This window comes from Streptomyces sp. NPDC054842, assembly GCF_053611025.1.
Genome location: NZ_JBSGZN010000043.1, coordinates 22,649 through 49,126, shown reverse-complemented (window position 1 = coordinate 49,126; position 26,478 = coordinate 22,649). Strand labels below are relative to the sequence as shown.

Below are 26,478 nucleotides of genomic sequence, written 5' to 3'. Positions count from 1 at the left end.
GTGCCCCGCTTCAGCGTCATCGTCCCCGTCTACAAGGTGCAGGGCTTTCTGCGCGAGTGCCTCGACTCGGTCCTGGAGCAGTCGTACCCGGACCTGGAGGTGATCGCCGTCGACGACCGCTCACCGGACGGCTGCGCGGCGATCCTCGACGAGTACGCGGACCGCGACCCGCGGGTGAGGGTGCTGCACCTGCCCGAGAACGTGGGCCTCGGCCGGGCCCGCAACGCCGGGATGCCGCACGCCACCGGCGACTTCCTGTTCTTCCTCGACAGCGACGACACGCTCACGCCGGGCGCCCTGCGCGCCATGGCCGACCGGCTCGACGAGACCGCCGACCCGGACGTGCTGGTCTTCGACTACGCGCGGACCTACTGGTGGGGCGGCACGCGCCGCAACGTGCTGGCGCGGGTCCTGGCCGAGGGCGGCGACGGCACCTTCACCGCCGCCGAGCACCCCGAGATCCTCGAACTGCTCATGGTGGTGTGGAACAAGGTCTACCGCCGCGACTTCGTCGACAAGCACGGCTTCCAGTTCCCGCCCGGCTACTACGAGGACACGCCGTGGACGTTCCCGGTGCTGCTCAGCGCGGAGCGGATCGCCACCCTCGACCGGATCTGCCTCGCCTACCGCCAGCGCCGCCAGGGCAACATCCTGTCCACGACCAGCCGCAAGCACTTCGACATCCACGCGCAGTACGAGCGGGTCTTCGCGTATCTGGAGGCGCACCCGGAGCTGGCGCACTGGCGGCCGTACCTGCACCGCAAGATGGGCGAGCACTGCCTGGACGTCCTCGGCAAGCCGGACCGGCTGCCGGAGGCGGACAAGAGCGAGTTCTTCCGGCGCACGGCGGAGCTGTTCCGCAGGTACGGCGACGGGCCGGTGCCGGCCGAACTGCGGGTCCTGCGCGGCGGTTACGCCCACTACCGGGTGCGGCGGCGGACCGCGCTGGCCGGGAAGGCGCTCGACGAGCGCGGACAGCGGCTGCGCGCGGCGGCCGCCGGCCGGGTCCTTCGCGGCTGGTCCGCCGTGCAGGAACACCGGCCGCTGGACCCGGATCTCGCGGTGTACTCGGCGTTCTCGCACCGCGGGGTGCTCGGCGATCCGGCCGCCGTCCACCGCGCCGCCCGTGAACTGGCCCCGCACATCAGGGCGGTGTGGGTGGTGCGCGAGGACCAGGTGCCGCTGCTGCCGCCCGGCATCGACCACGTCACGCCGGACTCCCTGCGCTACCGGCAGGTGACGGCCCGGGCCACGTACTTCGTCAACAACGTCAACTGGCCCGGCACGCTGGTGAAACGGCCCGGGAGCGTCCACGTCCACACCCACCAGGGCACTCCGCTCAAGTACATGGCGGCCGACCTGCTGGGCAAGCCGGGAGCCCGGCACGGCTTCGACGTCCCGCAGATGCTGCGCCGCGCGGACCGCTGGGACTACAGCCTGGTCGCCAACCGGCACTCCGAGCTGGTCTGGGACCGCGCCTACCCCTGCCACTTCACCTCGCTCCGCACCGGCAGCCCCCGCAACGACGTCCTCGTGCGGGCGCGCCCCGAGGACGGCGCCGCGGTCCGCGCCCGGCTCGGCATCCCGGCCGGCCACACGGTGGTGCTGTACGCGCCGACGCGGCGCGACTACGTCCGGGGCGGGCACGTCGACCGCGTGGACCTGGCCCGGTTCGCCGACGACCTGGGCGCGGGCCACACCCTCGTCGTACGGCTGCACCCCTCGCTCGCGGAGGGTCCGGCGCGCGGTCTCGGCCTCACCGAGCTGCACCGGCGGGGCGTGTTGGTCGACGGGACGGACGAGCCGCACGTGGAGGAGCTGATGCTGGCCTCCGACGTGCTGGTCACGGACTACTCGGCCCTCCTGTTCGACTACGCCAACCTCGACCGGCCGATCGTGGTCCACGCGGACGACTGGGGCGCGTACACGGCGAGCCGGGGCGCCTACTTCGACATCACGGCCGACGCGCCGGGCCATGTGTCCGCCTCCTACCGGGAACTGGCGTGGCTGTTCGCGTCCGGGGCTTGGCGGGACGAGGAGTCGGCGCGGCTGCGGGCGGGGTTCCGGGCGCGGTTCTGCGAGTTCGACGACGGGCGGGCCGCCGAGCGGGTCGTGCGGACGCTGATGCTGGGCGAGCCGGACGCGCCGGCCCCGGTCCGGGTGCCCGCGCCCGCGGGGCACGACGTCCGGGTGTCCTCGTGACACCGGACGCCCCGGGGGCCCCGGGCGGGGCCCCTCGCCCGCGGCCCGGCGGCCGGCCGGTGCTCCGGAGGCCGGGGCGCGGGTGGGCGGTCCGCCCGGTGCGGACCCGGCACTGGGTGGCTCTGATCGCGCTGGTCTTCGCGGTGCTCCAGCTCGCCAACGTCACCGGCCGGGACACCCCCGACACCAAGAACTACCTGTCGTACGCGCTGAGCCTGCGCGGCGAGGGCAAGCGCGAGGCGGCGGCGGCGACCATCGACTACGTGTGCGCCGGGAAGGCGTCCATCGCGCGCCGCAACCAGAGCGTCGACGTGGTCCGCTTCCACCGCGCGAGTCCCGCCCCGCGGGTCGCCGGGGAGTGCCGGCGCGAGCAGTGGCGGCAGGTGGACCAGCGGCTGCGGGCGGGGCAGACGTCCGGGCACACGGTGCCGTTCATGCCGGCCCGCTTCATGCGGATCTTCGAGGCCCGGCCCGGCTATCCGGTGTTCCTGCTGCCCTTCGTGACGGTGCTCGGCGTGACGTGGGGCCTGTGGGCGGCGGGCGTCGTCGTCACCGTCGCCGGCGGGGTCCTCGCCTTCCTCGTCCTGCGCACCCTGCGCGCGCCTGCCCCGACGGCGCTGTGCGGGCAGGTCCTCTTCCTCGTCCTGCCGTGCGGCACGACCGCCATGCGCCCCATGACCGAGGGGCTGCTGCTCGCCCTGACCCTCGCCGCGCTGTGGGGCTGCGCGCTGGCCCTGGACGGCCGGACGCGCCCCGCGGCGGCCCTGGTCGGCGGTTCCCTGCTGCTGCTGTTCACGGTGAAGCACTCGCAGGCGTTGTTCCTGGGGCTGTGCCTGGCGGGCGGGTGCGCGGTGATCGGCGTGCGCCGGGCGGGCGCGTCGCTGCCGGGCGCCTGGAAGGCGCTCGGGCGGCCGCTGCGGACGGTCGCCGTGCTGGGGGGCGGTGCCGCCGTGGCCACGGTCCTCGCGGCACGCCTGCTGCGCTACCCGTCCGAGTCGGAGAGCCTCCAGGACCTGCTGACCGGGCACTTCGGCCACCCCGACCGGAGCCGGCCGTGGCCGGAGTTCCTCCACCTCCAGACGAACTTCTGGCTGGAGTGGCTGCGGCGCCGGCTGTGGGAGCCCCTGTTCCTGGCGGCGATGCTGGCCGGGGCCTGGGGCGCGCTCAGGCAGCGGCCCGCCTTCGGCGTCCTCGTCCTCGCGGCCGCCCTCACCGGCGTGCTGAACCAGGCCGGGCACCCGGACATCAACATCTACGGGGACCGGCTCATCGTGCTGGCCTGGCTGCTGCCGGTGCTGGGGCTGCCGCTGCTCCTGGAACGCGCCGCCCGGCCCCGGACCGCGCTCTCGGGCACGGTCCCGGGACCGCTGCGCAGGGACGCGCCCGTCTCCCGCTAGCGGCGCGCCGCGGCACACGGCACCCGGGCACGGTCCCGGCGTGAGCGCGCCGGGACCGCGGCGGATGAGCAGGAGCGCGTCCCCCGTTGAGGTGACGCACCGCTAGGGCGTTGACTCCCGCGGGAACATACGTCAAATGCTCCGAATCGCTTCGCCCCGCTCGACCCCCCGCGCCCGGTGAGCGCCGACCTCCTCGTCCGGCGGGCCGTGCACGGCGCCACGGCGCTGCGCGGCGGCGCGACCTGGCGTCCGACTCCGTACCAGGTCTTCGGCGGCCTGTTCTGGCTGGTGATGTCGCTCGCCCACTGGCGGGTGCCGATGTGCTGCGACTTCGGCCAGCACGCGGCGGTCGTCGAGCGGCTCAAGGCACGGCTCCTCGACCCCCGCCACCCGATGGCCGACCTGCCGGGCGCGGGCAGCCCGTACTACTCGCCGTACGCCGTCGCGCAGGGCGCCTTCGCGCGGGTGACGGGGCTCGCGGGCTGGGAGGTCGTCCGGCTGTCGGCGCCGGTGAACCTGCTGGTGCTGCTGACCGGCATCGGCCGCTTCGTGCGGGTGCTGGCGCCGCGCCGCCCCTGGGCCCCGGTGTGGGCGCTGGCGGCGATGGTGCTGCTCTGGGGCACCGAGCGGGCCTGGTGGAGCGGCTACCTCGGGCTGATGTCGATGACGGGGAACCTCGGCTACCCGTCGACGTTCGCCATCGGGCTGGCCTTTTGGGCGTGGGCGCTGACGGGTTCCCGCGCGGCCGGCCTCGGCGGACCCGTCCGCTACGTCGGCCCGAGCGGCCTCCGGGGCTTCTCGGGGTACGCCGCGGTCGGCGCCCTGTACGGCCTGATCCTGCTCGTCCATCCGATCACCTCGGTGGCCGCGGTGACCGGGGCGGTGGCGTTCGTGGCGGCGTGGCAGCGCGGGTGGCGCGGGGCGGTCGTGGGCCGGTGGACCGTGGCGGCCGGGGCGGCCCTGCTGGTCGCCGCCTGCTGGCCGTACTTCGACGTGTTCGCGCTGACCGGTGACACCAGCGTCGACGCGATGCACCGGCGGCTCTACCGGGGACTGCCCGGACAGTTCTGGCTGGCGCTCGTCGGGCTGCCGGCGCTGTGGCTGCGGGCGCGGCGGGCGCGGCTCGCCCCGCCGGACGGACGCCGGTGGCGGGGCGTCCGCGATCCGCTGGTGCTGATGTTCGCGCTGGAGTGCCTGGTCGTGGCGTACGGCTGGGTCAGCGGGCACTACACGTACGGCAGGATCCTGGGGCTGACGCTGGTGCCGCTCCAGTTCGCCCTGGCGGTGGAGCTGGCGGCGCCGCGGCCCTGGCCGCTGTGGCGGCGCGCGCTCGGCGGGACCGCGGCCGTCGGGGCCTGCGTCGGCTTCCTGACCGTCCAGGCCGGGGCGGTCGTGCCACGCCCGCTGGACCCGGTCGGCTTCGCGCAGCCGCCGAACTGGCCGACGTACGCCTGGGCGGCGCGGCACATCGGGCCGGGCGAGGTCGTCATCACCGACGGGTACTACGCCGTCCACTCCATCGCCGGGTACGGGCCGAACCTCGCGGCGCCGGCCTGGCCCGACGCCGCGCTCGACGAGCGGGCGCGGCTGCGGCGGCTGGCGGCGGTCCGCGCCTACCTCGATCCGGCGTCGACCCGGGCGGAGCGCGCCGCGGTGGTCCGGCGCTACCACGTGCGGTGGCTGCTGCTGACCCGCTGGAAGCGGGTGCCGCCGGAGGCCGTGGTGGTGGCGTGGAGCCCGGCGACGGGCGAGGTGCTGGCCCGGGTCGCGTGAGCGCCCGGGGCGAGGCCGTGTCCGCAACGTCCCTCCGTCCGCCCGGAGGGCGGGCCCCGCGGCGTCCGGTGCGTGCTCTCGGGGTGCCGGACGCAGTCCCTCGTACTGGGCGTACTCGGGGCTGTGTCCGGTGCGGCGAGAGTGCGTGCCAGGCGTCGCGGGGCAGGAGGGACTTCGCGGACACGGCCTGGGGCCCCGGGCGCTCAGCCGTGCGGTCGTGCGGTCGTGCGGTGGTGAGGGTGGTTACTCGACGACGATCTCGACCGGGATGTTGCCGCGGGTCGCGTTGGAGTAGGGGCAGACCTGGTGGGCCTGGTCGACGAGCTTGCGGCCCGTCGCGGCGTCGACGGACTCGGGCAGCTCCACGCGCAGCGTGACGGCCAGGCCGAAGCCCTCGCCCTGCTTGCCGATGCCGACCTCGCCGGTCACCGCGGCGTCCGTGACGTCTATCTTCGCCTGGCGGCCGACGAGGCCAAGGGCGCTGGCGAAGCAGGCGGCGTAACCGGCCGCGAAGAGCTGCTCCGGGTTGGTGCCCTCGCCGTTGCCGCCCATCTGCACCGGGACGGCCAGCTGGAGGTCCAGGCGTCCGTCGGAGCTGACGGCGCGGCCCTCGCGGCCGTGGGTGGCGGTGGCGACAGCGGTGTAGAGCGCGTCCATGGAGACCATCCCTCTCAAGTCAAAGGTGTTGCCCGGGGCGGCCGGTCCGGCCGCCTCACGTCCATAAGTAGAGCACGCAATTCAATTGCGCACAACCTAATGGTGGGCAAGAGCTATCCTGGAGGCATGACCGCCAAGCCCGCTCCGAGCCCCGAGGCCGCGCCCGACGGCGACTGGCTCCGCCTGGAGCAGCAGATCTGCTTCTCCCTGAACGCCGCCTCGCGCGCCTTCGGCGGCGTCTACCGCGTGCTCCTGAAGGACCTCGGGCTCACCTACCCGCAATACCTGGTGATGCTGGTGCTGTGGGAGCACGGCGAGCTGCCCGTCAAGAAGGTCGGCGAGCATCTGCGACTCGACTCCGGGACGCTGTCGCCGCTGCTCAAGCGGCTGGAGGCGGCGGGTCTCGTACGGCGTGAGCGCAGCGTCCGCGACGAGCGGTCGGTGCACGTCGGGCTGACCGCTGAGGGGACGGCGCTGCGCGAGCGCGCGCTGCTCGTGCCGCGCCGGATCGCGGCGGCGACGGGCTTCGAGCTGGACGAGATCAACGAACTCCGCACCCGTCTTGACCGGCTGACCTCGGCTCTGGACGAGGCGGCGCTGGACGGGACACCCCTCGGGGAGACTCCGGGCTGCGTCTAGTTCCTACGACCCGTCAGGGTGCCCGGCGGGCCGGACCCCGGGGGCGTCCGTCCGGGGCGTCCACAGCGGAACGGGCGGGCGGCGCACGTACAGCCGCAGGGTCACACCGCGCCGGGCGTACGTCTCGCGCGGCACGAACTGCTCGTCCACGACGGCGAGTTTGACCCGCTCGGTCGGTTCCTCGGGGTACCAGGACGGCCGCACCGTGAACCGTTCGGCGACGAGCCAGACCCGGTCGAGGCCCGCCAGCCGCCGCCGCAGTTCCGCCGGACCGGTCTCCCGCCCGTACAGGGTCCCCGACGCGGGCGCCGGCACCCCGAGCGCGACGTCCCGCGTGCCCCGGAACCCGCGCGGGTACGCCAGCGCCGCGCGCCTTCCGATCGCCGGCAGGAACAGCACCGGGTCACCGGGGCGCAGCCGGCGCGCGGCGGCCTCGGAGACGGCGGCGAGGTCGTCCGGGCGGTGGTCGGCGCTGCGGTCCCGCTGGAGCAGCGGGACCTGGCACAGCGGGAAGAGCGCGACGAGCAGGACGCCGCACAGCGCGGCGAACGGCGGCCTGGTGCCCCGGCGGACGGCCCCGGCCACCCGCGCCCACCGGACCGCCGCCGCCCGCGGCACTCGCGCCGGGCGGGCCGCGAAGACGCGGACCACCCACGCCCGGCGGATCACGGAGGGACGGACCGTCCGCGCCGGGCCGGCCGCGGCGAGGCGGAGCACGCGAGCCGGGCAGGCCGCGGCGAGGCCGACCACCCGCTCCAGTCCGGCGGCGGCCAGCAGCGGCACGCCCGCCAGCGCGTACAGCACGTAGCGCTCGTCGTAGAGCGGCACGGCGTGGGAGACGCCCATCAGCACCGCGGGCGGCACCAGCGCGAGCGGCAGGGCGACCGCCGTGAGCGACAGCCTCCCGCGGGGCGCGGACCCGGGCGACAGGGCGCAGGCGGCCAGCACCAGGTACGCGGCCAGGACGGCCCGGGAGGGTCCGGCGAACCCCTCGGCCAGGCGCTCCACGCTCCGTCCGTCCGGCGGGACCAGCCACGCGACCTGCGCGGCCTGTCCGTGCGAGACCAGCGCGAGCGGCAGCAGGACGGCCAGTGCCGCGCCGGCGGCGCAGAGCCAGCCCCGCCAGATCCGGCCGGGCACCCGCGCGCGTGCCAGCGTCGCCGCGTGCGCGAGGAGCAGCAGCACCGCCAGCTCGTGCAGCAGGCACGTGACGGCGACGACGGCGCCGTACCCCCACCAGCCGCCCACCCGCGCGCGTGCCCCCGCCTCCGCCGGGCGCGGGGGCGCCGTGACCGCGCGGACCAGCAGGAGCGTCGCCCAGGCGGCGCCGGCGGCGACCATCGCGTAGGAGCGGCCCTCCTGCGCGTAGTGGCCGACGGCGGGAGCGGCCGCGTAGAGCAGGCCCGCCCACAGGCCGACGCGCGGGCGGCACAGGCGGCTGCCCAGGGCCGCGACCAGACCGGCGGCCGCGGCGGCGGCGCAGACCGAGGGGAGCCGCAGGGGCACCTCGCCGGGGTGCACGGCCAGCACGGGGTGCATGAGGAGGTAGTACAGGCCGTGCACGGCGTCCACCTCGTGCAACAGGTGCCAGATCTGCGGCACCGAGCGCCGGGCCACCTGGAAGGTGACCGCCTCGTCGCGCCACATGCCGCCCCGGTCGAGTCCCCACAGGCCCATCGCCAGCATGGCGAGCACCGGCCCGAGCACCGCCGCCTCCGCGTGTCCGATCCGCCACCGACGCACGCACTCGCTGACCATGGGCCGAGCTTGTGCTATTAGCTCAGCATGCGTGCGTATTGACGGCGTATCGGACGGTATTCCCCATCCGTGCGGCTTACGATCCCGTCTTGATGAGCGCCTCGACGAATCACCGCCGCCTGGTCCCGCTCGCCGTCGCCTGGGCGGCCGCCCGCGCCCTGATGCTGTGGATGCTGGCCCACGACGACCTCGTGGCACTCGGCCGGGGCGGGGTCTCGCGCGAGGTGGAGAACCTGTACTTCCGCTGGTACGGCGTCCTCGCGCACGGCGCCTACCCGTCGGGCGACCACCTGTGGCAGTACCCGCCCGGCGCCGGCCCGGTGCTGCTGTCGCCCGCGCTGCTGCCGGGGCTGACGTACTTCCAGGCGTTCGTGGCGCTCACGCTGCTCACGGACGCGGTGATCCTCGCGGCGCTCGCACGCGCGGGCACGCGGCCGGGCCGCAGCACGGCCGGCGCGTGGCTGTGGACGGGCAGCCTGCCGCTGCTGCTGCACATCCCGCTGGCCCGCTACGACGTGCAGGTCACCGCCTTCGCCGTCCTGTCGCTGCTGGCGCTGTCGCGCTCCCCGCGCGGGTGCGGCGCGCTCGCCGCCATGGGGGCCCTGGTGAAGGTCTGGCCCGCCCTGGCCCTCATCGGCACCCCGCGGGGCCGGACGACGCGGGAGGCGTGGACGTCGGCCGCCGTCACGGCGGCCGTCATGCTCACCGTGCTCACCACCCTCTTCGACAATCCGTTCGACTTCCTGCGTCAACAGGGCGGTCGGGGGGTGCAGATCGAGTCGCTCGGCGGCACCGTCCTCGGCCTCGCCCGCCACGCCGGCTGGCCGGGACAGGTGCGCTACCAGTACGGCGCCATGGAGTTCACCGGCCGCCACGTGCCGCTGGTCGCCGCCGCCTCGCTCGCGCTCACCGTGGCCGCGTTCGGGCTGCTGCTGCTCTGGCGGATGCGGGCCCGGCGCTGGACGCCGTCGACGCCGTACGACGCCGCGCTCAGCGCCGTCCTGCTGTTCACCGTCACCAGCCGGGTGATCAGCCCTCAGTACATGGTGTGGCTGCTGGGCCTGTCCGCCGTGTGCCTGACCGCCCGGCACACCACCCAGCGCCCGGTGGCCGCGCTCGTCGTGGCGGCGACCGCGGTCAGCGCGGTCGCGTACCCCGGGATGTACGGGGAGGTCGTGGACAGCACCTGGACGGGCTGCCTGCTGATGGTCGTCCGCAACGGGCTGCTCGTCACCGCGGCGGCGCTGTCCTTCCGGCGCCTGTGGCGAGCCGGGCTCCCCGCACCCGACCGGACCGGACCCGCCCCGGCGGAACTTTCCCCCGATTCCGGTCGTCTTCCGCACAACACCGTGAATGCCTCATAACGGAGAACAGACCGCGATCCCTACCACTCCGGCCGTGGAATCCATGCATCCTCATCCCGCCCAGGTCAGCGTCGTCGTCATCGGCTACAACGACGCCCCGCACGTGCCGGACGCCGTGCGTTCGGCCCTCGCCCAGGGGCCGGGCGTCCGTGAGGTGATCGCCGTCGACGACCACTCAACGGACGGCAGCCCGGACCTCCTCGACGCGCTGGCCGCCGGCGAGCCGCGCCTGACGGTGCTGCGCCGCGCCGTCAACAGCGGAGGCTGCGGCAGCCCCCGCAACGACGGGATCGACGCCGCCACAGCGCCGTACGTGATGTTCCTCGACAGCGACGACGTGCTGCCGCCCGGCGCCGTCGACGCCCTGCTCACGGCCGCCGCCGGACACGGCGCGCAGGTCGCGGCGGGCCTGTGCGTCCGGCGCGAGCTGCCCTCCGGGCGCGAGGTGCCCTGGCAGGCGGAGCTGTACGCCCGCCCCGCCGTCGTCGCCCGCCCCGCCCTGCGCACCCGGCTGGTCCACGACACGCTCTGCGTCAACAAGCTCTACCGCGCCGACTTCCTGCGAGCCCACGGCATCCGCTTCCCCGAAGGACGCTTCACCTACGAGGACTTCGTGTTCACCGCGCGCGTCCTGGCCGCCGGACCGCGCGTGGCGCTCGTCCCCGACCGGGTGTACGTGTGGCACGTCCGCAGGTCGGCCGCCCACCTGTCCATCTCGCTCGACCGCGCGGGCATCGAGAACTGGCGTGCCCGCACGGAGGCGAACCGCGCCGCGTACGAGATCCTCCTCGGCGCCGGCGAGAAGCGGCTCGCCCGGGCGGTGCGCGCCAAGTTCCTCGACCACGAACTGCGGATGTACGCGCGTGAGATCGAACTGCGCGACCCCGGCTACCGGCGGGCGTGGTGGGAGCACACGCGCGCGTACCTCGCCGCCTTCGACGCGGCCGACTTCGCGCGGGCCCCCGCGCCGGGCCGGGTCGTCGGCCGGGTCGTCCTCGCCTCCGCCGCACCGCGCGACCTGCCCCGCCTCCGGGAACTCGCGGCCCGCCCCGCGCGGCTGCGCCCGCCCTACGCGCGCGCCCCCGACGGCACGCCCGTCTGGTCGGCCGATCTGCCGCAGGTCGAGCTGGACCACCTGCTGGAGCGGCCGGTGCGGCTGCTGCCGGTCGCCGTGGACGCGGAACTGCGTCCCCGCGCGCGCGGAACACGGCTGCGACTGCGCCTGCACGAGCTGTACGGGCGGATGCGGGAGGCCGGGCCCCGGTCCGTGGACGTCGAGTTCACGCACCGGGAGACCGGACGGGTGGGGCTGCGCCGCACGAGTCCCCTCCGGGCGGACGCCGGCCACGGCACCTGGTCCGCGGAGACCCCGGTGGACCTGGCGGCGCTCGGCTCGGGCACCTGGGACCTGCGGCTGCGGCTGCGCTTCGACGACGGCACGAGCCGGCACACCACCGCCCACGCGGTCACCGGGCCGGGGCTGCTGCGCCGCTCGGCCGTCCCCAGCCTCCGGCACGGCGTCCTGCTGGTCCAGCCGTACGCCACCCACGCGGGTGCGCTGGCGCTGCGGCTGGCACCCGGCCGGCGGGGAGCGGCCGCGGTGGTCCGCCGCAGGCTCGCCCGCCTGCTTCACTGATACGCGACCGACCGTCCGGCCCCGTGGCCGGACGCTCACCGACCCATGGCTCACTGACGAGGGGACGGCCGACATGACCTGGCTGATCACCGGCGGCGCCGGTTACATCGGGGCGCACGTGGTGCGTGCGATGACCGAGGCGGGCGAACGGGCCGTGGTCTACGACGACCTGTCCACCGGCATCGCCGAGCGCGTCCCCGCGGACGTCCCGCTCGTCGTCGGCTCCACGCTCGACGGCGAGCTCCTGGCGCGGACCTGCACCGAGCACCGGATCACCGGCGTGGTCCACCTCGCGGCGAAGAAGCAGGTCGGGGAGTCGGTGGAACAGCCCCTGCGCTACTACCGCGAGAACGTGGAGGGGCTGCGGGTGCTGCTGGAGGCGGTGACCGAGGCGGCCGTCCCGTCCTTCGTGTTCTCCTCGTCCGCCGCCGTCTACGGCATGCCGGACGTGGACCTGGTCACGGAGGAGACCCCGTGCGCGCCGATGAGCCCGTACGGCGAGACGAAGCTCGCGGGCGAGTGGCTGGTCCGCGCGACCGGCCGGGCCACGGGCCTGTCCACGGCGTCGCTGCGTTACTTCAACGTGGCGGGGGCGGCGGCTCCCGAGCTGGCCGACGTCGGTGTCTTCAACCTCGTCCCGATGGTGTTCGAACGGCTGACGCAGGCCGCGCCGCCGCGGATCTTCGGCGACGACTACCCGACCCCGGACGGCACCTGCGTCCGCGACTACATCCACGTGGTCGACCTGGCCGACGCGCACGTGGCCGCCGCCCGGGTGCTGCGGGCGTCGCCCGGCACGGACCTGACCCTCAACATCGGGCGCGGAGAAGGGGTCTCGGTGCGCGAGATGGTCGACCGCATCAACGCCATCACGGGTCACGACGCTCCCCCGACCGTCACCGCCCGCCGCCCCGGCGACCCGCCGCGCGTCGTGGCCTCCGCCGACCGCGCCGCCGCGGAACTGGGCTGGAAGGCGAAGTACGACGTCCAGGACATGATCACGTCGGCCTGGGACGGCTGGACCCACCTGCACCCGTCCGCGGCCCGCGACTGACCGCACCACACTCCGGCCCGGCCCCGGCGGCGCCGCGGGCCCGGCGGACCGGACCCCCGGCACATCCCGCGCCGCGCCCGAGGGCCGGCCGCGAGGGCTCGGGGACGGGAGCTGGACGCCGAGGGCAGACGGCGGACGCTCGGGTCGGACACTGGACGCCGGGGCCGAGGGCCACGGGCCGTACGCTGCCCCGATGACCGTCCCCCGCGAGCTCCGGATCACCGGCACCGTCCTCGGCTCCGCCGTCGGCGACGCCCTCGGCGCGCCCTTCGAGTTCGGTCCCGAGGGCGCGTTCTCGGCCCGCTTCCCCGCCCCCGGACAGGGCGGGGAGATGTGCGGAGGGGGCGGCTGGGACCCGGGCGAGGCGACCGACGACACGCAGATGGCCGTGCTGGTCGGCGAGTCGCTGCTGGAGCGGGACGGCCTCGACCTGCCCGACCTCTTCGGCCGCTTCCGGCGCTGGGCCGCCGCCGACCCCAAGGACATCGGGCTGCAGACGGAGGCCGTGCTGACGTCGGGCGACCCGTGGGACTCGGCCGCCGCCCTGCACTTCCAGATCAGTCAGCGGGCCGCGGGCAACGGGGCGCTGATGCGGGCCGCGACGTCCGCCGTCCGCTTCGCACCCCTCGGGCGGGAGGCCACCATGGACGCCGCCCGCCGGATCGCCGCGCTCACCCACGGCGACCGGGCGGCCTGGGAGGGCACCGCGCTCTTCCACGAGCTGGTCCGCGTCGCGCTGGAGGGCCGGGACCCGCTCACCGCCGTCCCCGGGGCCCTGGCCGCCGTCGATCCCGGGCACCGCGCCCGCTACGGCGCCGTCCTCGCCCCGGACTGGCACCCGGGCCTCGCCACCGAGTTCAACGGCGCCGTCTGGCCCTGCCTCGGGTCCGCCGTGTGGGCGTTGCGCAGCACGGACTCGTTCGAGGGGGCACTGCGCGCCGCGATCGACCTCGGCGGGGACACCGACACCGTCGCGGCCGTCACGGGCGGCCTCGCGGGTGCCGTGTACGGGGCGGACGCCGTTCCCGCGCGCTGGGCCGAGGCGCTGCACGTGCCGCTGCCGGGCTCCGGCGGCCGGGTGCTGCGGGCGGGCGACCTGGCCGCCCTGGCCCGCGGGCTCGGGAAAGCCGGGGTCACAGCGCCCTGAGCGCCGCCGCGGTCGCTCGCGCCAGTCCGGCGAGGTAGTCCTTCGGCGGCCTGGGGCCGCGGACCACGACCGCGCGCCAGTACAGCGGGCCGGACATCAGGTCCAGGGCGAGTTCCTCGTCGACGCCCGCACGGATCTCGCCCCGGGCGGCCGCCGCCGCCACGATGCCGCTCGCGACGCCCTGCTGCCCCTCGCGCAGCGCCTTCTGCATGGCCTCGGCGATCTCGGGGTTGCGGGCCGCCTCGGCCTGGAGGTCGGGGATGACCTGGCCGGCCACCGGGTGGCGCAGGGCGCGGGAGGTGACCTCGTACAGCAGGCGCAGGTCGCCTTCGAGGGTGCCCGTGTCCGGCGCGGGCAGCCCCTGGACGGCGACCGCCGAGACCAGGTCCAGGACGAGGTGCAGCTTGGAGCGCCAGCGCCGGTACACCGCGGTCTTGCCGACACCCGCGCGGCGGGCGATGCCCTCGATGGACATCCGGGCGTACCCGACGGCGGCGAGTTCCTCGAAGACGGCGGACCGGATGGCCTCGGTGACGTCCTCCCGGAGCACGGCGGCACCGGCGGGCGGCCTGCGGCGCGGTGCCGTGTCCGCGCCGGGCCGGGTCGAGTCGGCGTTCGTCGTCATGCCGACCAGCATAAGCCGCGACGACGAAACGGTTGCGTTCCGACGTGGGACCGGCCTACGCTCACGTTGCGACGATACGGTCCCGTCCCGACGTGAACACCCGGTGAACCGCCGGTGGCGGGGCCCGCGCACCCCGACCCCCGAGCGAAAGCAGCGGATGTGAGCCAGGTCCTCCACACACCGCCTCCCGCGACCGTCCCGCGGACCGAGACCCCGGCGCAGCTGGCCGCACGGCACGGCCTGACCGTCAGCGGCGCCCGCCCCTCCCTGCCGGCCTACGTGCGTCAGCTGTGGGCGCGGCGGCACTTCATCACCGCCTTCGCCACCGCCAAGCTCACCGCCCAGTACAGCCAGGCCAAACTCGGCCAGGTGTGGCAGGTGGCGACCCCGCTGCTGAACGCGGCGGTCTACTACTTCATCTTCGGCATCCTGTTGGGCACCAAGCACGGCGTGCCCGACTTCGTCCCGTTCCTGGTCACCGGCGTCTTCGTGTGGACGTTCACCCAGAGCTCGATCATGGCGGGCACCCGCGCCATCTCCGGCAGCCTCGGACTGGTGCGCGCCCTGCACTTCCCGCGGGCCGCGCTGCCGGTGTCGTACTGCCTCCAGCAGCTCCAGCAGCTGCTCTTCTCGATGGCCGCCCTGGTGGTGATCCTGCTCTGCTTCGGCGTGCCGGTCACCGCCTCCTGGCTGCTCGTCGTCCCCGCGCTCACCCTGCAGTTCGTCTTCAACGCGGGCGTCGCGATGGCCGTCGCCCGGATGGGCGCTAAGACACCCGACATCGCCCAGCTGATGCCGTTCCTGCTGCGCACCTGGATGTACGTCTCCGGGGTGATGTGGAGCATCGACCGGATGCTCCACGACCGGGACATCCCGCACGCGGTGCTGGTGGCCCTGCAGTGCAACCCGGCCGCCGTCTACATCGACCTCATGCGGTTCGCGCTCATCGACAGCTTCCACGGCAGCCGGCTCCCGGCCCACGTGTGGGCGCTGGCGGCGGGCTGGGCGCTGCTCGCGGGCGTCGGCGGCTTCATCTACTTCTGGAAGGCTGAGGAGACCTACGGCCGTGGCTGACATCCTGACGAAAGAAGCCGTACGACCCGACGCGTCCGGCGCCGCCGTGCGCGACGCGGCCCCCGTCCCCACCGTCATCGCCGACGGCGTCGACATCGTGTACCGCGTCAACGGCACCGGGGCCGGCCGCGGCACCGCCACCGCCGCGCTGAACCGGATGCTGCGCCGCAGGAAGAGCGAGCAGGCGGCCGGTGTCCGCCGGGTGCACGCCGTCCGGAACGTCTCGTTCACGGCGTACCGCGGTGAGGCCATCGGTCTGATCGGCACCAACGGCTCGGGCAAGTCCACGCTGCTGAAGGCGGTCGCGGGCCTGCTCCCGGTGGAGAACGGCCGGATCTACACCGACGGCCAGCCCTCCCTGCTCGGGGTCAACGCGGCCCTGATGAACGACCTCACCGGCGAGCGGAACGTCTTCCTGGGCGGCCTGGCCATGGGCATGTCCCGGGAGCAGGTGAAGGAGCGCTACCGGGAGATCGTCGACTTCTCCGGCATCAACGAGAAGGGCGACTTCATCACGCTGCCGATGCGCACGTACTCCTCCGGCATGGCGGCGCGGCTGCGGTTCTCCATCGCCGCCGCGAAGGACCACGACGTCCTGATGATCGACGAGGCGCTGGCCACCGGCGACCGCTCCTTCCAGAAGCGTTCCGAGGCGCGCATCCGGGAACTGCGCAAGCACGCGGGCACGGTGTTCCTCGTGAGCCACAACAACAAGTCGATCCGCGACACCTGCGACCGCGTGCTGTGGCTGGAACGCGGCGAACTGCGCATGGACGGTCCCACCGGGGAGGTCCTGAAGGAGTACGAGAAGTTCACCGGGAAGTGAGCGGGGCCCGCGGGGACGAGCGGGGCCCCTGGGACGGGCGGGCCCCGGGGGTCACCGCTCCAGGAACGTGAACAGGTCCTCCCAGCGCCGCACGATCTCCTCGGTCGTGTAGCGCTGGATGTTCACGCGGGCCGCGTCCCCCATGCGGTCCCTGAGTTCCCTGTCGGACATCAACACGTCCAGCCTGCGCGCCAGTTCACCGGTGTTGCCCAGCGTGGCCAGGAGGCCGTCCTCGCCGTCGCGGACGATCTCGCGGACGCCGGGCGCGCAGTCGAAGGCGGCACACGGCAGCCCGGTCGCCATGGCCTCCATGAGGGCGAGCGGGAAACCCTCGCCGCGTGAGGACAGCGCGAAGACGGAGCCGGTGCGCAGCGCGCCCGGCACGTCGCCGGTCCGGCCCATCCACCGCACCGAGTCGTCGAGGCCGAGCGCCTTGCACCGCCCCCGCAGGACCTCCTCGTCCTCGCCCGAGCCGTAGATCCGCAGCGTCCAGCCGGGGTGGCGCGGCGCGACCTCGGCCCAGGTGTCGAGGAGCAGGTCGACGCCCTTCTGGTCGGTCAGCCGGCCGACGCTGACGACCGCCTTGGCGGTGCGCGGCGACGGCTCCCGCGGCAGGAACGGCAGCGGGTTCGGCATGAAGGAGGCGTTGTTCATGCCCTGCCCGATCCACAGGTCGGCGTCCTCCCGGGTGAGCGCCAGCATGCGGTCGACGTCCCGGTAGTGCGTGCGCACCCGCCGGAACCGCGAGGTCGCCCGGGAGTACGCGAAGGACTCGTGGCTCATGCCGATGACCGTCATGCCGGTGGTGTCGGCCAGCTCCACCCACTCCATGGCCCACACCTGCGTGACGATGACGACGGCCCCGGGTCGGGCGGACCGGAACAGCGCGGTGAGCCGGGCGGCCTGTCGCCGCGCGCCGTCCGCGCGGGCCGCCCGCAGCCTGCGCTCGGCCGGATTGAGCCGCGCCACCAGGCTTCCCACGGGCGCGACGCGCGGCGGGTGGACGTCGTACAGGGTCGTGGTGGGGTACGGCAGGTCGCCGAGCTCCTGGGAGACGGCGGGCGCGGTGATGCCGACGACGTGGACGCGGTGGCCGCGGCCGGTGAACAGGCGGGCCATCTGGTGCGACCAGCTGGTGACGCCGCCCAGCTCGTCGACGCTGTTGGAGACGAAGAAGATGTCGCGTCCGAGGTGCCCGTCCGGTGTGCGGGACGCGGCGGGCGCGTCCGGCTCGATGTGCACGCTCACGCGGGCCTCCACTGGGAGAAGAACTGGTCGACGACGCTGCGGGCGGCGGTCCCCCGGTCGTACTCGCCGAAGTCGGCGACGAACCGTTCGCGCGCCGCCGCGTACTTCACGCTCTGCTCGTCGAGCGACCCCAGGGCGGCGTACAGCTCGTCCTCGGCGCGCACGACGGGGCCCGGCGCCCGCTCCAGCAGGTCGAAGTAGGTGCCGCGGCCCTCGTGCACGTACTCCTCGTAGTCGTGGACGAGGAAGAACATCGGCCGGTCGAGGAGGGCGTAGTCGAACATCACGGACGAGTAGTCGGTGATCAGCCCGTCGGCGAGGGTCAGCAGCGGCGTCATGTCGTGGTGTGACGTGACGTCCAGGACCCGGCCCCGCACGGACGGCGGGAGCACGACGTGGTTCAGGTAGTGCGAGCGCACGAGCAGGACGTACCGGTCGCCGAACGCGTCGGCGAAGCGCTCCGGGTCGAAGGGCAGCTCGAACCGCTTCTGCCCGCCGCGCTGGCGGAACGTCGGGGCGTAGAGCAGCACCGTCCGGTCGTCCGGGATGCCCAGCTCGGCGGCGAGGGGGCCGCGTTCGCGCACCCCGCCGTTCGCCTCCTCCCGCTGCCTGGCGCTCACCAGCGCGTCGTTGCGCGGGTAGCCGACCCGCAGCAGCGTCTTCTCCTGGAGCCGGAAGGCGCGGGCGAGGGTGCGGACGTCGTGCTCGGAGCGGATCAGGAACCGGTCGAAGCGGTCCAGGGTCCGCTGCTGCGCCTCCTGCTCGGCCCGGGACCTGAGCTTCCACTCGGCCTCGTCGAAACCCATCCGCTTCAGCGCCGAGCCGTGCCAGGTCTGGAGGTACGTGGTGCCCGGCCGCTTGGTCAGCTTCAGCGGGTAGCTCTGGTTGTCGATCCAGAACTCGGCCTGGGCGAGGGCCTTCAGATAGGGCAGCGACCAGCGGCGCAGCAGGGTGGCGTCGGCCGGGAAACCGTCCGGGCGTCCGGTGTACGACCACACCGCCTCGAACCGCAGGCCCTGGCGGCGCATCTCCTCGTAGATCGCCCGGGGGCTGTCGCTGTACTGCCGGCCCAGGTGGCTCTCGAAGACGACGAGGCCCCGGCGCCTGGGCAGGCGGCTGAACACCTCGTGGTACACGCGGAGTTTGGTGTCGCCCGAGGTGAGCCTCTTCCGTACCGACCTGGCCTTGCGGTAGCCGGACTTGGCCAGCCGGCCGGCCGGTCCCCGGGCGCCGCGCAGGACGAGTTCGCTCGCCTTCTTGTCCGGCACGAGCCGGAACGCGAGGTGGCCGCGGGCGGAGACGACCGGTTCCACACTGTCGGCGACCAGCCGGGTGAGCCGGGGCCGCACGGGCAACGGCCCTCCGTCCAGGGCCGGTTCGGTGACGGTGAGCCGGGTCGAGGTGCGTACGCCGTCGACGTCGAGGTGGAGGCGTACGTCCCACACGGCGTCCACGATGCCGAGCGGCCGGACGGCGCCGAGGTCGGCGGTGGCCTCCCAGGCGACGGCCGCCCCCTCGTGCCGCAGCGCGGTCACCGGGAAGCGGAAGGTGCGCAGGCGCACGCCCTTGCGGCGGGCGTAGAACTCCAGCTCGCCGCCGAGCCGGGCGCCGGGCGGGACGATGCCCAGGGGGTTGGTGACCCGCCCGGCGAGCCGGACGGTGCGGCCGCTCCGCCGGTACGCGGTGAGCGCGTTGCGCAGGAACATCCGCTCGATCGGCCGGGTGTGGTAGCCGAGTTCGGTGACGTCCAGGACATGCCGGCCGAAGTCGTCGTCGAGGTGCTCGGCGCACCAGTAGACGCGCCCGTCGCGCTCGACCAGGGGCGAGGAGATCTTGTCCCGGTTGGTCAGGGTGTCGACGGCGGGCAGGAGGTTGTCCCAGTCGCCCTCCTGGAGGAGGTAGGCGCAGACGGCGTGCACCGGTTCCGCCTCGTCGAAGGCGGCGCGGTCGATCGACTCCAGGTACCGGCGGGCGATCGCGGCGAACTCCTGGCGGTAGGAGGCGTCCCGGAAGGGCAGCTCACGCAGGTGCAGCACGAGGTCGTGCTTGAGGAACTTGACGTCCTTGCGGAACTTCAGCTCCAGCAGGCCGTTGTCCGCGAGGAGCCGGTCGACGCGGCGGTGGATCTCCATGCGGTGCGTGAAGTTGGCGATCTCGTCACGCCGGTTGCTGATCGACTTCACGGCGGTCGTCGCCGGTTTCTCCACGACGTTCCAGTCGTAGACCCGGTTCGGGACGAGGGTGATGCGGCGGGCCGCCACGTACGCCTGGGCGGAGAACAGCAGGTCCTCGTAGTGGATGCCGACGGGGAAGCGGAGCCCCCGGTCGAGCAGGAACCGGCGCCGGTAGCACTTGTTCGTCGAGAGGGTGTCGAAGACCAGCAGGTCGGGCAGCTCGGAGACCGACTCCAGTGTGCGGGTGCGCGCGTACAGCCAGGGGTACCACTTGACCTCCTTGCGGGTGCGCGAGTCGACGTGCACCCGCACGCAGAGGCCGGAGACGAGGTCGGCGCCGGTGCTCTCGGCCGCCTCCAGGAAATTGCGGCAGGCGTTGCGCTCCAGGACGTCGTCGCTGTCGAGGAAGACGACGTACTCCCCGCGGGCCTCCTCGATCCCGCGGTTGCGCGGGGCGCCGCAGCCGCCGCTGTTCTCCGGCAGGCGGAGGGCGCGGACGCGGCCGGGGTCCTCGGCGGCCATCTCCCGCGCCACCTCGTACGAGCCGTCCGTGCTGCGGTCGTCGACGATGACGACCTCGACGTCGCGCAGCGTCTGGTCCAGGACGGACCGCACGGCTGTGGGCAGCCTGGCCGCGTCGTTGTAGACGATCACGACCACGGACACGGCGGGCGCGGGGCGCTGATCCTGGTTCACCCCATTGATGCTAGTTAGTCCCGCCCACTATGGCCCTGGCGAACTGGTCCGGTCGTGCACCGCACGGGCCCGCCGGGGCCGACGGGCGGCAAGGAAAAGGGGGTGCCCCGGACCGTGCGGTCCGGGGCACCCCCTCGGCTGGGCCGGGGACTACGAATGCGTCCGCAGCAGCGTCCTCATCGTCCGCATCGCCACCGACAGGTTCGCCAGGTCGAAGGAGTCCGAGCTGCGGATCTCCTCCAGCGTCGTGCGGGCGCGGCCGAGGATCGCGGCGTTCTTCTCCTCCCACGCCTTGAAGCGCTGCTCGGGAGTCGACGTGCCGTTGCCGACGGCCAGGACGTCCGCCGTGAGCGCCGCGTGGGCCGCGTACAGGTCCTCGCGGATCGAGGCGCGGGCCATGGACTGCCAGCGGTCGGCACGCGGGAGCTCGATGATGCGGTCCATGAGCTGGGTGATGCTCAGCCGGTCGGCGAGGTCGTAGTACACCTCGGCGACGGCCATCGGGTCCTTGCCCATGCGGTCGGCCACCGCGACGATGTCCAGCGTCGGGAAGGCCGAGGAGAAGCCGGCCACCCGCTCGGCGAGACCGTCCGGGACCCCGGCGCCCGACAGCTCGTCGTAGATCTGCTGGTACCACTCCAGGTCCGCGCCGCGCAGCAGCTTGGGCAGCTCGCCCCAGACCTGGTTGACGCCCTCGCTGAAGAAGGAGATGGTCTCCGCCAGCTGCAAGGGCTGCGGCCGGTTGTTGAGCAGCCAGCGCGTGCCGCGCTCGACCAGCCGGCGGGAGTGCAGCCGGATCCGGGTCTGGACGTCCGCGTCCACGACGGCGTCGAGCGCCTCGACAGCGTCCCACACCGCGCTCGACCCGAAGATCGCGCGGGCCGCGGTCTGCGCCCGGACGATCTCCTCCAGGGAGGCGCCGGTCTCCTCGCGCAGCCGGTGCAGGAAGCTCGTCCCGCCCGTGTTGACGGTGTCGTTGACCAGCACCGTCGTGACGATCTCGCGGCGCAGCGCGTGCGCGTCGATCTGCTCGCGGAACCGCTCGCGCAGCGCCGTCGGGAAGTAGGCGTGCCCGAGCTTCTGGAGGTACGGGTCGTCGGGCAGCGAGGTGGCGAGCAGCTCGTCGGACACGGTGATCTTCGTGTACGCGAGCAGGACGGCCGTCTCGGGACCGGTGAGGCCCTGCGCGCTGTTCAGGCGCTCGCGGATCTGCCGGTCCGTGGGCAGGAACTCCAGGGCCCGGTTCAGGTGGCCCTCGCGCACCAGGTGGCGGATGAACCGTTGCTGGGCGTGGAGCATGCTGCCGGACTGCGCGAGCGCGTTGGCGATCGCCGTGTTCTGCGCGTAGTTGTTGCGCAGGACGAGCTGTCCGACCTCGTCGGTCATCTCGGCGAGCAGCTTGTTGCGCTGCTTGACGGTCAGGTCGCCGTTCGCCACCACCGAGTTGAGCAGGATCTTGATGTTCACCTCGTGGTCGGAGGTGTCCACGCCCGCGCTGTTGTCGATGGCGTCGGTGTTGATCCTGCCGCCGTGCTGGGCGAACTCGATCCGGCCGAGCTGGGTCAGGCCCAGGTTGCCGCCCTCGCCGACGACCTTGACCCGCAGGTCGGCGCCGTCGACGCGGATGGCGTCGTTGGCCTTGTCGCCCACGTCGGCGTGCGACTCGGCGGCGGACTTCACGTACGTGCCGATGCCGCCGTTCCACAGCAGGTCGACCGGCGCCGTGAGGATCGCCTTCATCAGGTCGGCCGGGGTCATCTTGGTGACGCCGGCCTCGATGCCGAGGGCCTCGCGGATGTGCGCGTTGACCGGGATGGCCTTCGCGGTGCGCGGGAAGACGCCGCCGCCGGCCGAGATCAGCGTGCTGTCGTAGTCGGCCCAGCTGGAGCGCGGCAGCTCGAAGAGGCGGCGCCGCTCGGCGAAGGAGGTGGCCGCGTCCGGCTTCGGGTCGATGAAGATGTGCCGGTGGTCGAAGGCGGCGACCAGGCAGATGTGCTCGGACAGCAGCATGCCGTTGCCGAACACGTCACCCGACATGTCACCGACGCCGACCGCCGTGAAGTCCTGACTCTGGGTGTCGTGCCCGAGCTCCCGGAAGTGCCGCTTCACCGACTCCCAGGCGCCGCGGGCGGTGATGCCCATCTTCTTGTGGTCGTACCCGGCGGAGCCGCCGGAGGCGAAGGCGTCACCGAGCCAGAAGTCGTACGCCTCGGCGACCTCGTTGGCGATGTCCGAGAAGGTGGCCGTGCCCTTGTCGGCCGCGACGACGAGGTAGGTGTCGTCGCCGTCGTGGCGGACCACGTCGGCCGGGGGCACGACCTCGCCGCCGACCATGTTGTCGGTGATGTCCAGCAGCGCCGAGATGAAGGTCCGGTAGCTGCGGATGCCCTCGGCCAGCCAGGCGTCGCGGTCCGCGGCCGGGTCCGGCAGCTGCTTGGCGACGAAGCCGCCCTTGGCGCCGACCGGCACGATGACGGTGTTCTTCACCATCTGCGCCTTGACCAGGCCGAGGATCTCGGTGCGGAAGTCCTCACGCCGGTCGGACCAGCGCAGACCACCGCGCGCGACCTTGCCGAACCGCAGGTGCACGCCTTCGACGCGCGGCGAGTACACCCAGATCTCGTACGCCGGGCGCGGCGCGGGGAGGTCCGGGATGGCCTGCGGGTCGAACTTCATGGACACGTACTCGTGCGGCTTGCCGCCGACCGCGTGCTGGAAGAAGTTGGTGCGCAGGGTCGCCTTGATGAGGTTCAGGAAGGACCGCAGGATGCGGTCCTCGTCGAGGGACGCGACCTGGTCGAGGGCGGCGTCCAGCTCCTCCATCAGCGCGTCGGTCAGCTCGACGCCGGCCCGCTGCCGCTCCGGCGACATGCGCGCCTCGAACAGCGAGACGAGCAGCCGGGTGGTGTGGACGTTGTTGCGGAGGGTGTCCTCCATGTAGTCCTGGCTGAAGGTGGAACCGGCCTGGCGCAGGTACTTGGCGTACGCGCGCAGCACCATCGCCTGGCGCCAGTGCAGCCCGGCGCTCAGCACGAGGGCGTTGAAGCCGTCGTTCTCGGCCTGCCCGGTCCAGGTGGCGGCGAACGCCTCCTGGAACCGCTCGCGGCCGTCGTCGCCGAGGTAGTCGCCGCTGCCGTTCTGCGACTTGGGCAGGCGCAGGCCGAAGTCGTAGATCCAGGCGGTCGTCCGGTCGGAGCAGCGCAGCTCGTAGGGGCGCTCGTCGGTGACCTCGACGCCCATGCGGTTGAGCGCCGGCAGGACGGCCGAGAGGGAGACCTGCTCACCGGTGCGGTAGATCTTGAAGCGGCGCTCACCGGGGGCGGCGCCCACCGGCTCGTACAGGCTGAGCGCGAAGTCCTTCGGCTGGTCGCGCTGCTCCCGCGTGAGCTGCTGGAGGTGGACCAGGTCCGCGACGGCGGCGCGCGGCGAGTGGTCGGCCTTGTAGCCCTCGGGGAAGGCGTTGCCGTACCGGCGCAGCAGTTCGGCGGCGCGCTCCTCGCCGCACTCGGCGGTCAGCGCCTCCGCGAAGCCGTCGGCCCAGGAGCGGGCGGCCTCGACGAGCCGCGCCTCGATGCGCTCCTTGTCGCTGTCGGACAGCTGCGGCAGCTCGGTGCCCTGCGGGACCCGCACCACGAAGTGCAGGCGGGAGAGGATCGACTCCGTGTTCCAGGCGGTGAAGTCGACGCTGATGCCGCCGAGCTCCTCCTTGAGGATGTCGATGATCCGCAGCCGGACACCGGTCGTGTAGCGGTCGCGCGGCAGGTAGACGAGGGCGGAGTAGTAGCGGCCGTACTCGTCCTGGCGCAGGTAGAGCCGCAGCCGGCGCCGCTCCTGGAGGTACAGGACGCTGGTGACGATGGCCCGCAGCTCGTCGACCGGGGTCTGGAACAGCTCGTCGCGCGGGTAAGTCTCCAGGATCTGGAGCAGGTCGCGCCCGTCGTGGCTGTTCGGCGAGAAACCGGCGCCCTTGAGCACCTCTTCGACCTTGCGCCGGATGACGGGCACCCGGCGCACCGACTCGGTGTACGCGGCGGACGAGAAGAGGCCGAGGAAGCGCCGCTCACCGACGACGTTCCCGTTCTCGTCGAACTTCTTCACGCCGACGTAGTCGAGGTACGAGGGCCGGTGGACGGTGGCCCGGCTGTTGGCCTTGGTCAGCACGAGGAGCTTGTGCTCGCGGGCCTTGGCGCGGGCGTCGGCGGGCAGCCGCTCGAAGGACGGGCTGACCGGGTGGCTCTCGTCGCCGCCGTGCTGGGGGTCGGAGCGCAGGATGCCGAGGCCGGTGCCGGGCACGGCGGCCAGGGAGTCGTCGTCCCGCAGCTGGTACTCGCGGTAGCCGAGGAAGGTGAAGTGGTCGTCGGCGAGCCAACGCAGCAGCTCCCGGGCCTCTTCGACCTCCTGGTCGCGCAGGTCGTCCGCGGTCGGCTCCTTGGGCAGCTCCTCGGCGATGCGCAGGGCCGAGTCGCGCATCTTCTCCCAGTCCTCGACGGACTCGCGGACGTCGGACAGCACGCGCAGCAGATCGGCGGTGATCTGCTTCAGGTCGGCGCGGTCGGTCTCGCGGTCGATCTCGACGTGGATCCAGGACTCGACGGAGGCGTCGTGGGGGAGGTCGCCGCCCGGGCGGCCCGGCAGCACCTCGACCAGCTTGCCGGTCAGATCGCGCCGCACGACGAACTGCGGGTGGATCACGACGTGGATGCCGCGGCCCTGGCGCGAGAGCTCGTTGGTCACGGAGTCCACGAGGAAGGGCATGTCGTCGGTGACGACCTCGACCACCGAGTGGGTGCAGGTCCAGCCGTTCTCCTCCACGGTCGGCGTGTGAACCCGCACGTTGGCCGTGCCCTGCGGGCGGTTCTCGGCCAGCCGGTAGTGCGAGAAGGCGGCTCCGAAGACGTCGACCGGGTCGCGGTCGGTGAGGTCCTCCGGGGCGGTGTGCAGGTAGTAGCGCTGGAGGAACGTGAGCACGGTGTCCCGGTCGGGGGTGCCCTCGCCCGTCGTCCCGGTCGGTAGGTGCCCCCCGACCGGGCTGTTCTCAGCTACCCGGGCGGCCCGTTCGAGCAGCTCGGCCTTTGCTTCGTCCAGCTTGGTCTGCATTGTCCTCTGGCTCCTGTCGCGCGCCGTTGCGTGACGTTGAAGGAAGTTCGGTCTCTTCTACGACGTGACGCCGAGACGCGGGGTGTCCGGTCTGTTCCGACGCTATGCCGCATGAAGACACGGGCGAGGGGTTATCGGCCATTTTCGGCGCCCCTGCCGGGTGTGACGCTGCTCTCGGCGGCGCCGGTTCGCCACGGGTACCCCGGGCACGGGAGCCGCCGGGCGCGGACGGCGTCCTGGCCGCCTCTGCCGTCCCGGCCCGCCCGACCCGCCCGCGAGGACCAGCGAGCGCCGCCCGGACACGGATGTCGTCCGTGCTCTCCGGGCGCAGGGCAGGGGCGACGATGCCCCCGCGAGATATCGCGCTGATCACGCCACCAGGCTATCGCTCCCCACCCGGGCTGAGTCATGAGCCGTATGTGTACAAAAGCGGGGGTCGAACTTTGACACTCTGCACAGGGACGAAAGCCGTACGCCTGCGCATGCGCGGGCTCCGGCACGCGGCGTACCCCGCCGGGGAGCGGACACGGGCCGGCGCGTCACCGGCCGGGGGCGGCTCGGAATCCGGCCGTCCAGGGCTACCTCCGGCTGACCTCGGGTCACCGGTCGCACACCGCGGGACCGGGCTCGGCCACCCCGCCACGCGCCACGAGACCTGGACGCGGGTCCGATCATCGCGTGCCGGTCCACGTGGGCGGCGCGGAATCCAGCCGCCCCGGGGCTACGCGGCCGGCCTCGGCCGGTTGCGAAACCCCGGGATGGGGCTCGGCCACCCCGCCACGAGCCACGAGACCCGGACGCGGGTCCGATCGTCGCATGCCGGTCCACGTGGGCGGCGCGGAATCCAGCCGCCCCAGGGCTACGCGGCCGGCCTCGGCCGGTTGCGAAACCCCGGGATGGGGCTCGGCCACCCCGCCACGCGCCACGAGATCCGGACGCAGGTCCGATCGTCGCCGGATGCGGGCTGCCCGGCCTCGGAAGCCCGCACGGGGACGGGCGCGGGTCCGTGCGCCCGGCGTCTCCGAAGGAACACCCGGGAGCGGACGCCTGGTCCCCCGCCGCAGGACACGGAGGCGGACGTCGGCCCGCGGGTCGCAGCCAACCCAGCCGA

General features: G+C 73.6%; 16 protein-coding genes. 10 read left to right on the top strand and 6 right to left on the bottom strand.

All coding sequences use genetic code 11. The annotated features are described in order from the left end of the window. The 3 genes from ACWGIS_RS28150 (at nucleotide 1) to ACWGIS_RS28140 (ending at nucleotide 5,372) form a co-directional block, all read left to right on the top strand. Complete coding sequence (locus ACWGIS_RS28150; protein WP_453365251.1) at nucleotides 1–2,202, top strand: bifunctional glycosyltransferase/CDP-glycerol:glycerophosphate glycerophosphotransferase; 2,202 nt, start codon at nucleotides 1–3, stop codon at nucleotides 2,200–2,202. A 98-nt stretch (nucleotides 2,203–2,300) separates the two neighbouring features. Then, nucleotides 2,301–3,599, top strand: a complete 1,299-nt coding sequence (locus ACWGIS_RS28145) for a hypothetical protein (protein ID WP_453365250.1) — start codon at nucleotides 2,301–2,303, stop codon at nucleotides 3,597–3,599. Between the two features lie 177 nt (nucleotides 3,600–3,776). Further along, complete coding sequence (locus ACWGIS_RS28140) at nucleotides 3,777–5,372, top strand: hypothetical protein (RefSeq protein ID WP_453365249.1); 1,596 nt, start codon at nucleotides 3,777–3,779, stop codon at nucleotides 5,370–5,372. 243 nt (nucleotides 5,373–5,615) lie between these two features. On the opposite strand, the gene ACWGIS_RS28135 is transcribed toward ACWGIS_RS28140, so the two are convergent. Next, the gene (locus ACWGIS_RS28135) at nucleotides 5,616–6,029 is read right to left on the bottom strand and encodes an organic hydroperoxide resistance protein (protein WP_453365248.1); all 414 of its coding nucleotides are present in this window, start codon (nucleotides 6,027–6,029) and stop codon (nucleotides 5,616–5,618) included. A gap of 126 nt (nucleotides 6,030–6,155) precedes the next feature. Between ACWGIS_RS28135 and ACWGIS_RS28130 the strand changes: the two genes are divergently transcribed. After that, on the top strand, nucleotides 6,156–6,668 hold the full coding sequence (locus tag ACWGIS_RS28130; RefSeq protein WP_453365247.1) for a MarR family winged helix-turn-helix transcriptional regulator: 513 nt from the start codon (nucleotides 6,156–6,158) through the stop codon (nucleotides 6,666–6,668). Nucleotides 6,669–6,671: 3 nt separating this feature from the next. On the opposite strand, the gene ACWGIS_RS28125 is transcribed toward ACWGIS_RS28130, so the two are convergent. Continuing rightward, the gene (locus tag ACWGIS_RS28125; protein WP_453365246.1) at nucleotides 6,672–8,426 is read right to left on the bottom strand and encodes a glycosyltransferase family 39 protein; all 1,755 of its coding nucleotides are present in this window, start codon (nucleotides 8,424–8,426) and stop codon (nucleotides 6,672–6,674) included. 92 nt (nucleotides 8,427–8,518) lie between these two features. On the opposite strand from ACWGIS_RS28125, the gene ACWGIS_RS28120 reads away from it, so the two are divergent. From ACWGIS_RS28120 to ACWGIS_RS28105, 4 genes are all read left to right on the top strand, one after another. Further along, complete coding sequence (locus ACWGIS_RS28120; protein ID WP_453365245.1) at nucleotides 8,519–9,790, top strand: glycosyltransferase 87 family protein; 1,272 nt, start codon at nucleotides 8,519–8,521, stop codon at nucleotides 9,788–9,790. Between the two features lie 43 nt (nucleotides 9,791–9,833). Further along, nucleotides 9,834–11,426: a glycosyltransferase family 2 protein gene (locus tag ACWGIS_RS28115; protein WP_453365244.1), complete on the top strand. Its 1,593-nt coding sequence runs from the start codon at nucleotides 9,834–9,836 to the stop codon at nucleotides 11,424–11,426. Between the two features lie 73 nt (nucleotides 11,427–11,499). Beyond that, entirely contained in the window at nucleotides 11,500–12,480 is a 981-nt protein-coding gene (gene galE / locus ACWGIS_RS28110; protein WP_453365243.1) for a UDP-glucose 4-epimerase GalE, read from the top strand. Between the two features lie 193 nt (nucleotides 12,481–12,673). Beyond that, nucleotides 12,674–13,627: an ADP-ribosylglycohydrolase family protein gene (locus tag ACWGIS_RS28105; RefSeq protein WP_453365242.1), complete on the top strand. Its 954-nt coding sequence runs from the start codon at nucleotides 12,674–12,676 to the stop codon at nucleotides 13,625–13,627. On the opposite strand, the gene ACWGIS_RS28100 is transcribed toward ACWGIS_RS28105, so the two are convergent. Next, the gene (locus ACWGIS_RS28100) at nucleotides 13,614–14,264 is read right to left on the bottom strand and encodes a TetR/AcrR family transcriptional regulator (RefSeq protein WP_453365241.1); all 651 of its coding nucleotides are present in this window, start codon (nucleotides 14,262–14,264) and stop codon (nucleotides 13,614–13,616) included. The two genes, ACWGIS_RS28105 and ACWGIS_RS28100, sit on opposite strands and share 14 nt — an antisense overlap. A gap of 147 nt (nucleotides 14,265–14,411) precedes the next feature. Between ACWGIS_RS28100 and ACWGIS_RS28095 the strand changes: the two genes are divergently transcribed. Further along, nucleotides 14,412–15,326, top strand: coding sequence for an ABC transporter permease (locus tag ACWGIS_RS28095; RefSeq protein ID WP_453365240.1), 915 nt, complete (start codon nucleotides 14,412–14,414; stop codon nucleotides 15,324–15,326). 46 nt (nucleotides 15,327–15,372) lie between these two features. Beyond that, the gene (locus tag ACWGIS_RS28090) at nucleotides 15,373–16,152 is read left to right on the top strand and encodes an ABC transporter ATP-binding protein (protein WP_453365261.1); all 780 of its coding nucleotides are present in this window, start codon (nucleotides 15,373–15,375) and stop codon (nucleotides 16,150–16,152) included. Nucleotides 16,153–16,203: 51 nt separating this feature from the next. On the opposite strand, the gene ACWGIS_RS28085 is transcribed toward ACWGIS_RS28090, so the two are convergent. The 3 genes from ACWGIS_RS28085 to ACWGIS_RS28075 all read right to left on the bottom strand — a co-directional run bounded on the left by ACWGIS_RS28085 (nucleotide 16,204) and on the right by ACWGIS_RS28075 (nucleotide 25,367). Then, on the bottom strand, nucleotides 16,204–17,394 hold the full coding sequence (locus tag ACWGIS_RS28085; RefSeq protein WP_453365260.1) for a glycosyltransferase: 1,191 nt from the start codon (nucleotides 17,392–17,394) through the stop codon (nucleotides 16,204–16,206). 2 nt (nucleotides 17,395–17,396) lie between these two features. Continuing rightward, nucleotides 17,397–20,270 (bottom strand): bifunctional glycosyltransferase/CDP-glycerol:glycerophosphate glycerophosphotransferase, encoded by a 2,874-nt coding sequence (locus ACWGIS_RS28080; RefSeq protein ID WP_453365239.1) that lies wholly within the window; start codon nucleotides 20,268–20,270, stop codon nucleotides 17,397–17,399. A gap of 150 nt (nucleotides 20,271–20,420) precedes the next feature. Further along, entirely contained in the window at nucleotides 20,421–25,367 is a 4,947-nt protein-coding gene (locus ACWGIS_RS28075; RefSeq protein ID WP_453365238.1) for an NAD-glutamate dehydrogenase, read from the bottom strand. Nucleotides 25,368–26,478: the final 1,111 nt, after the last annotated feature.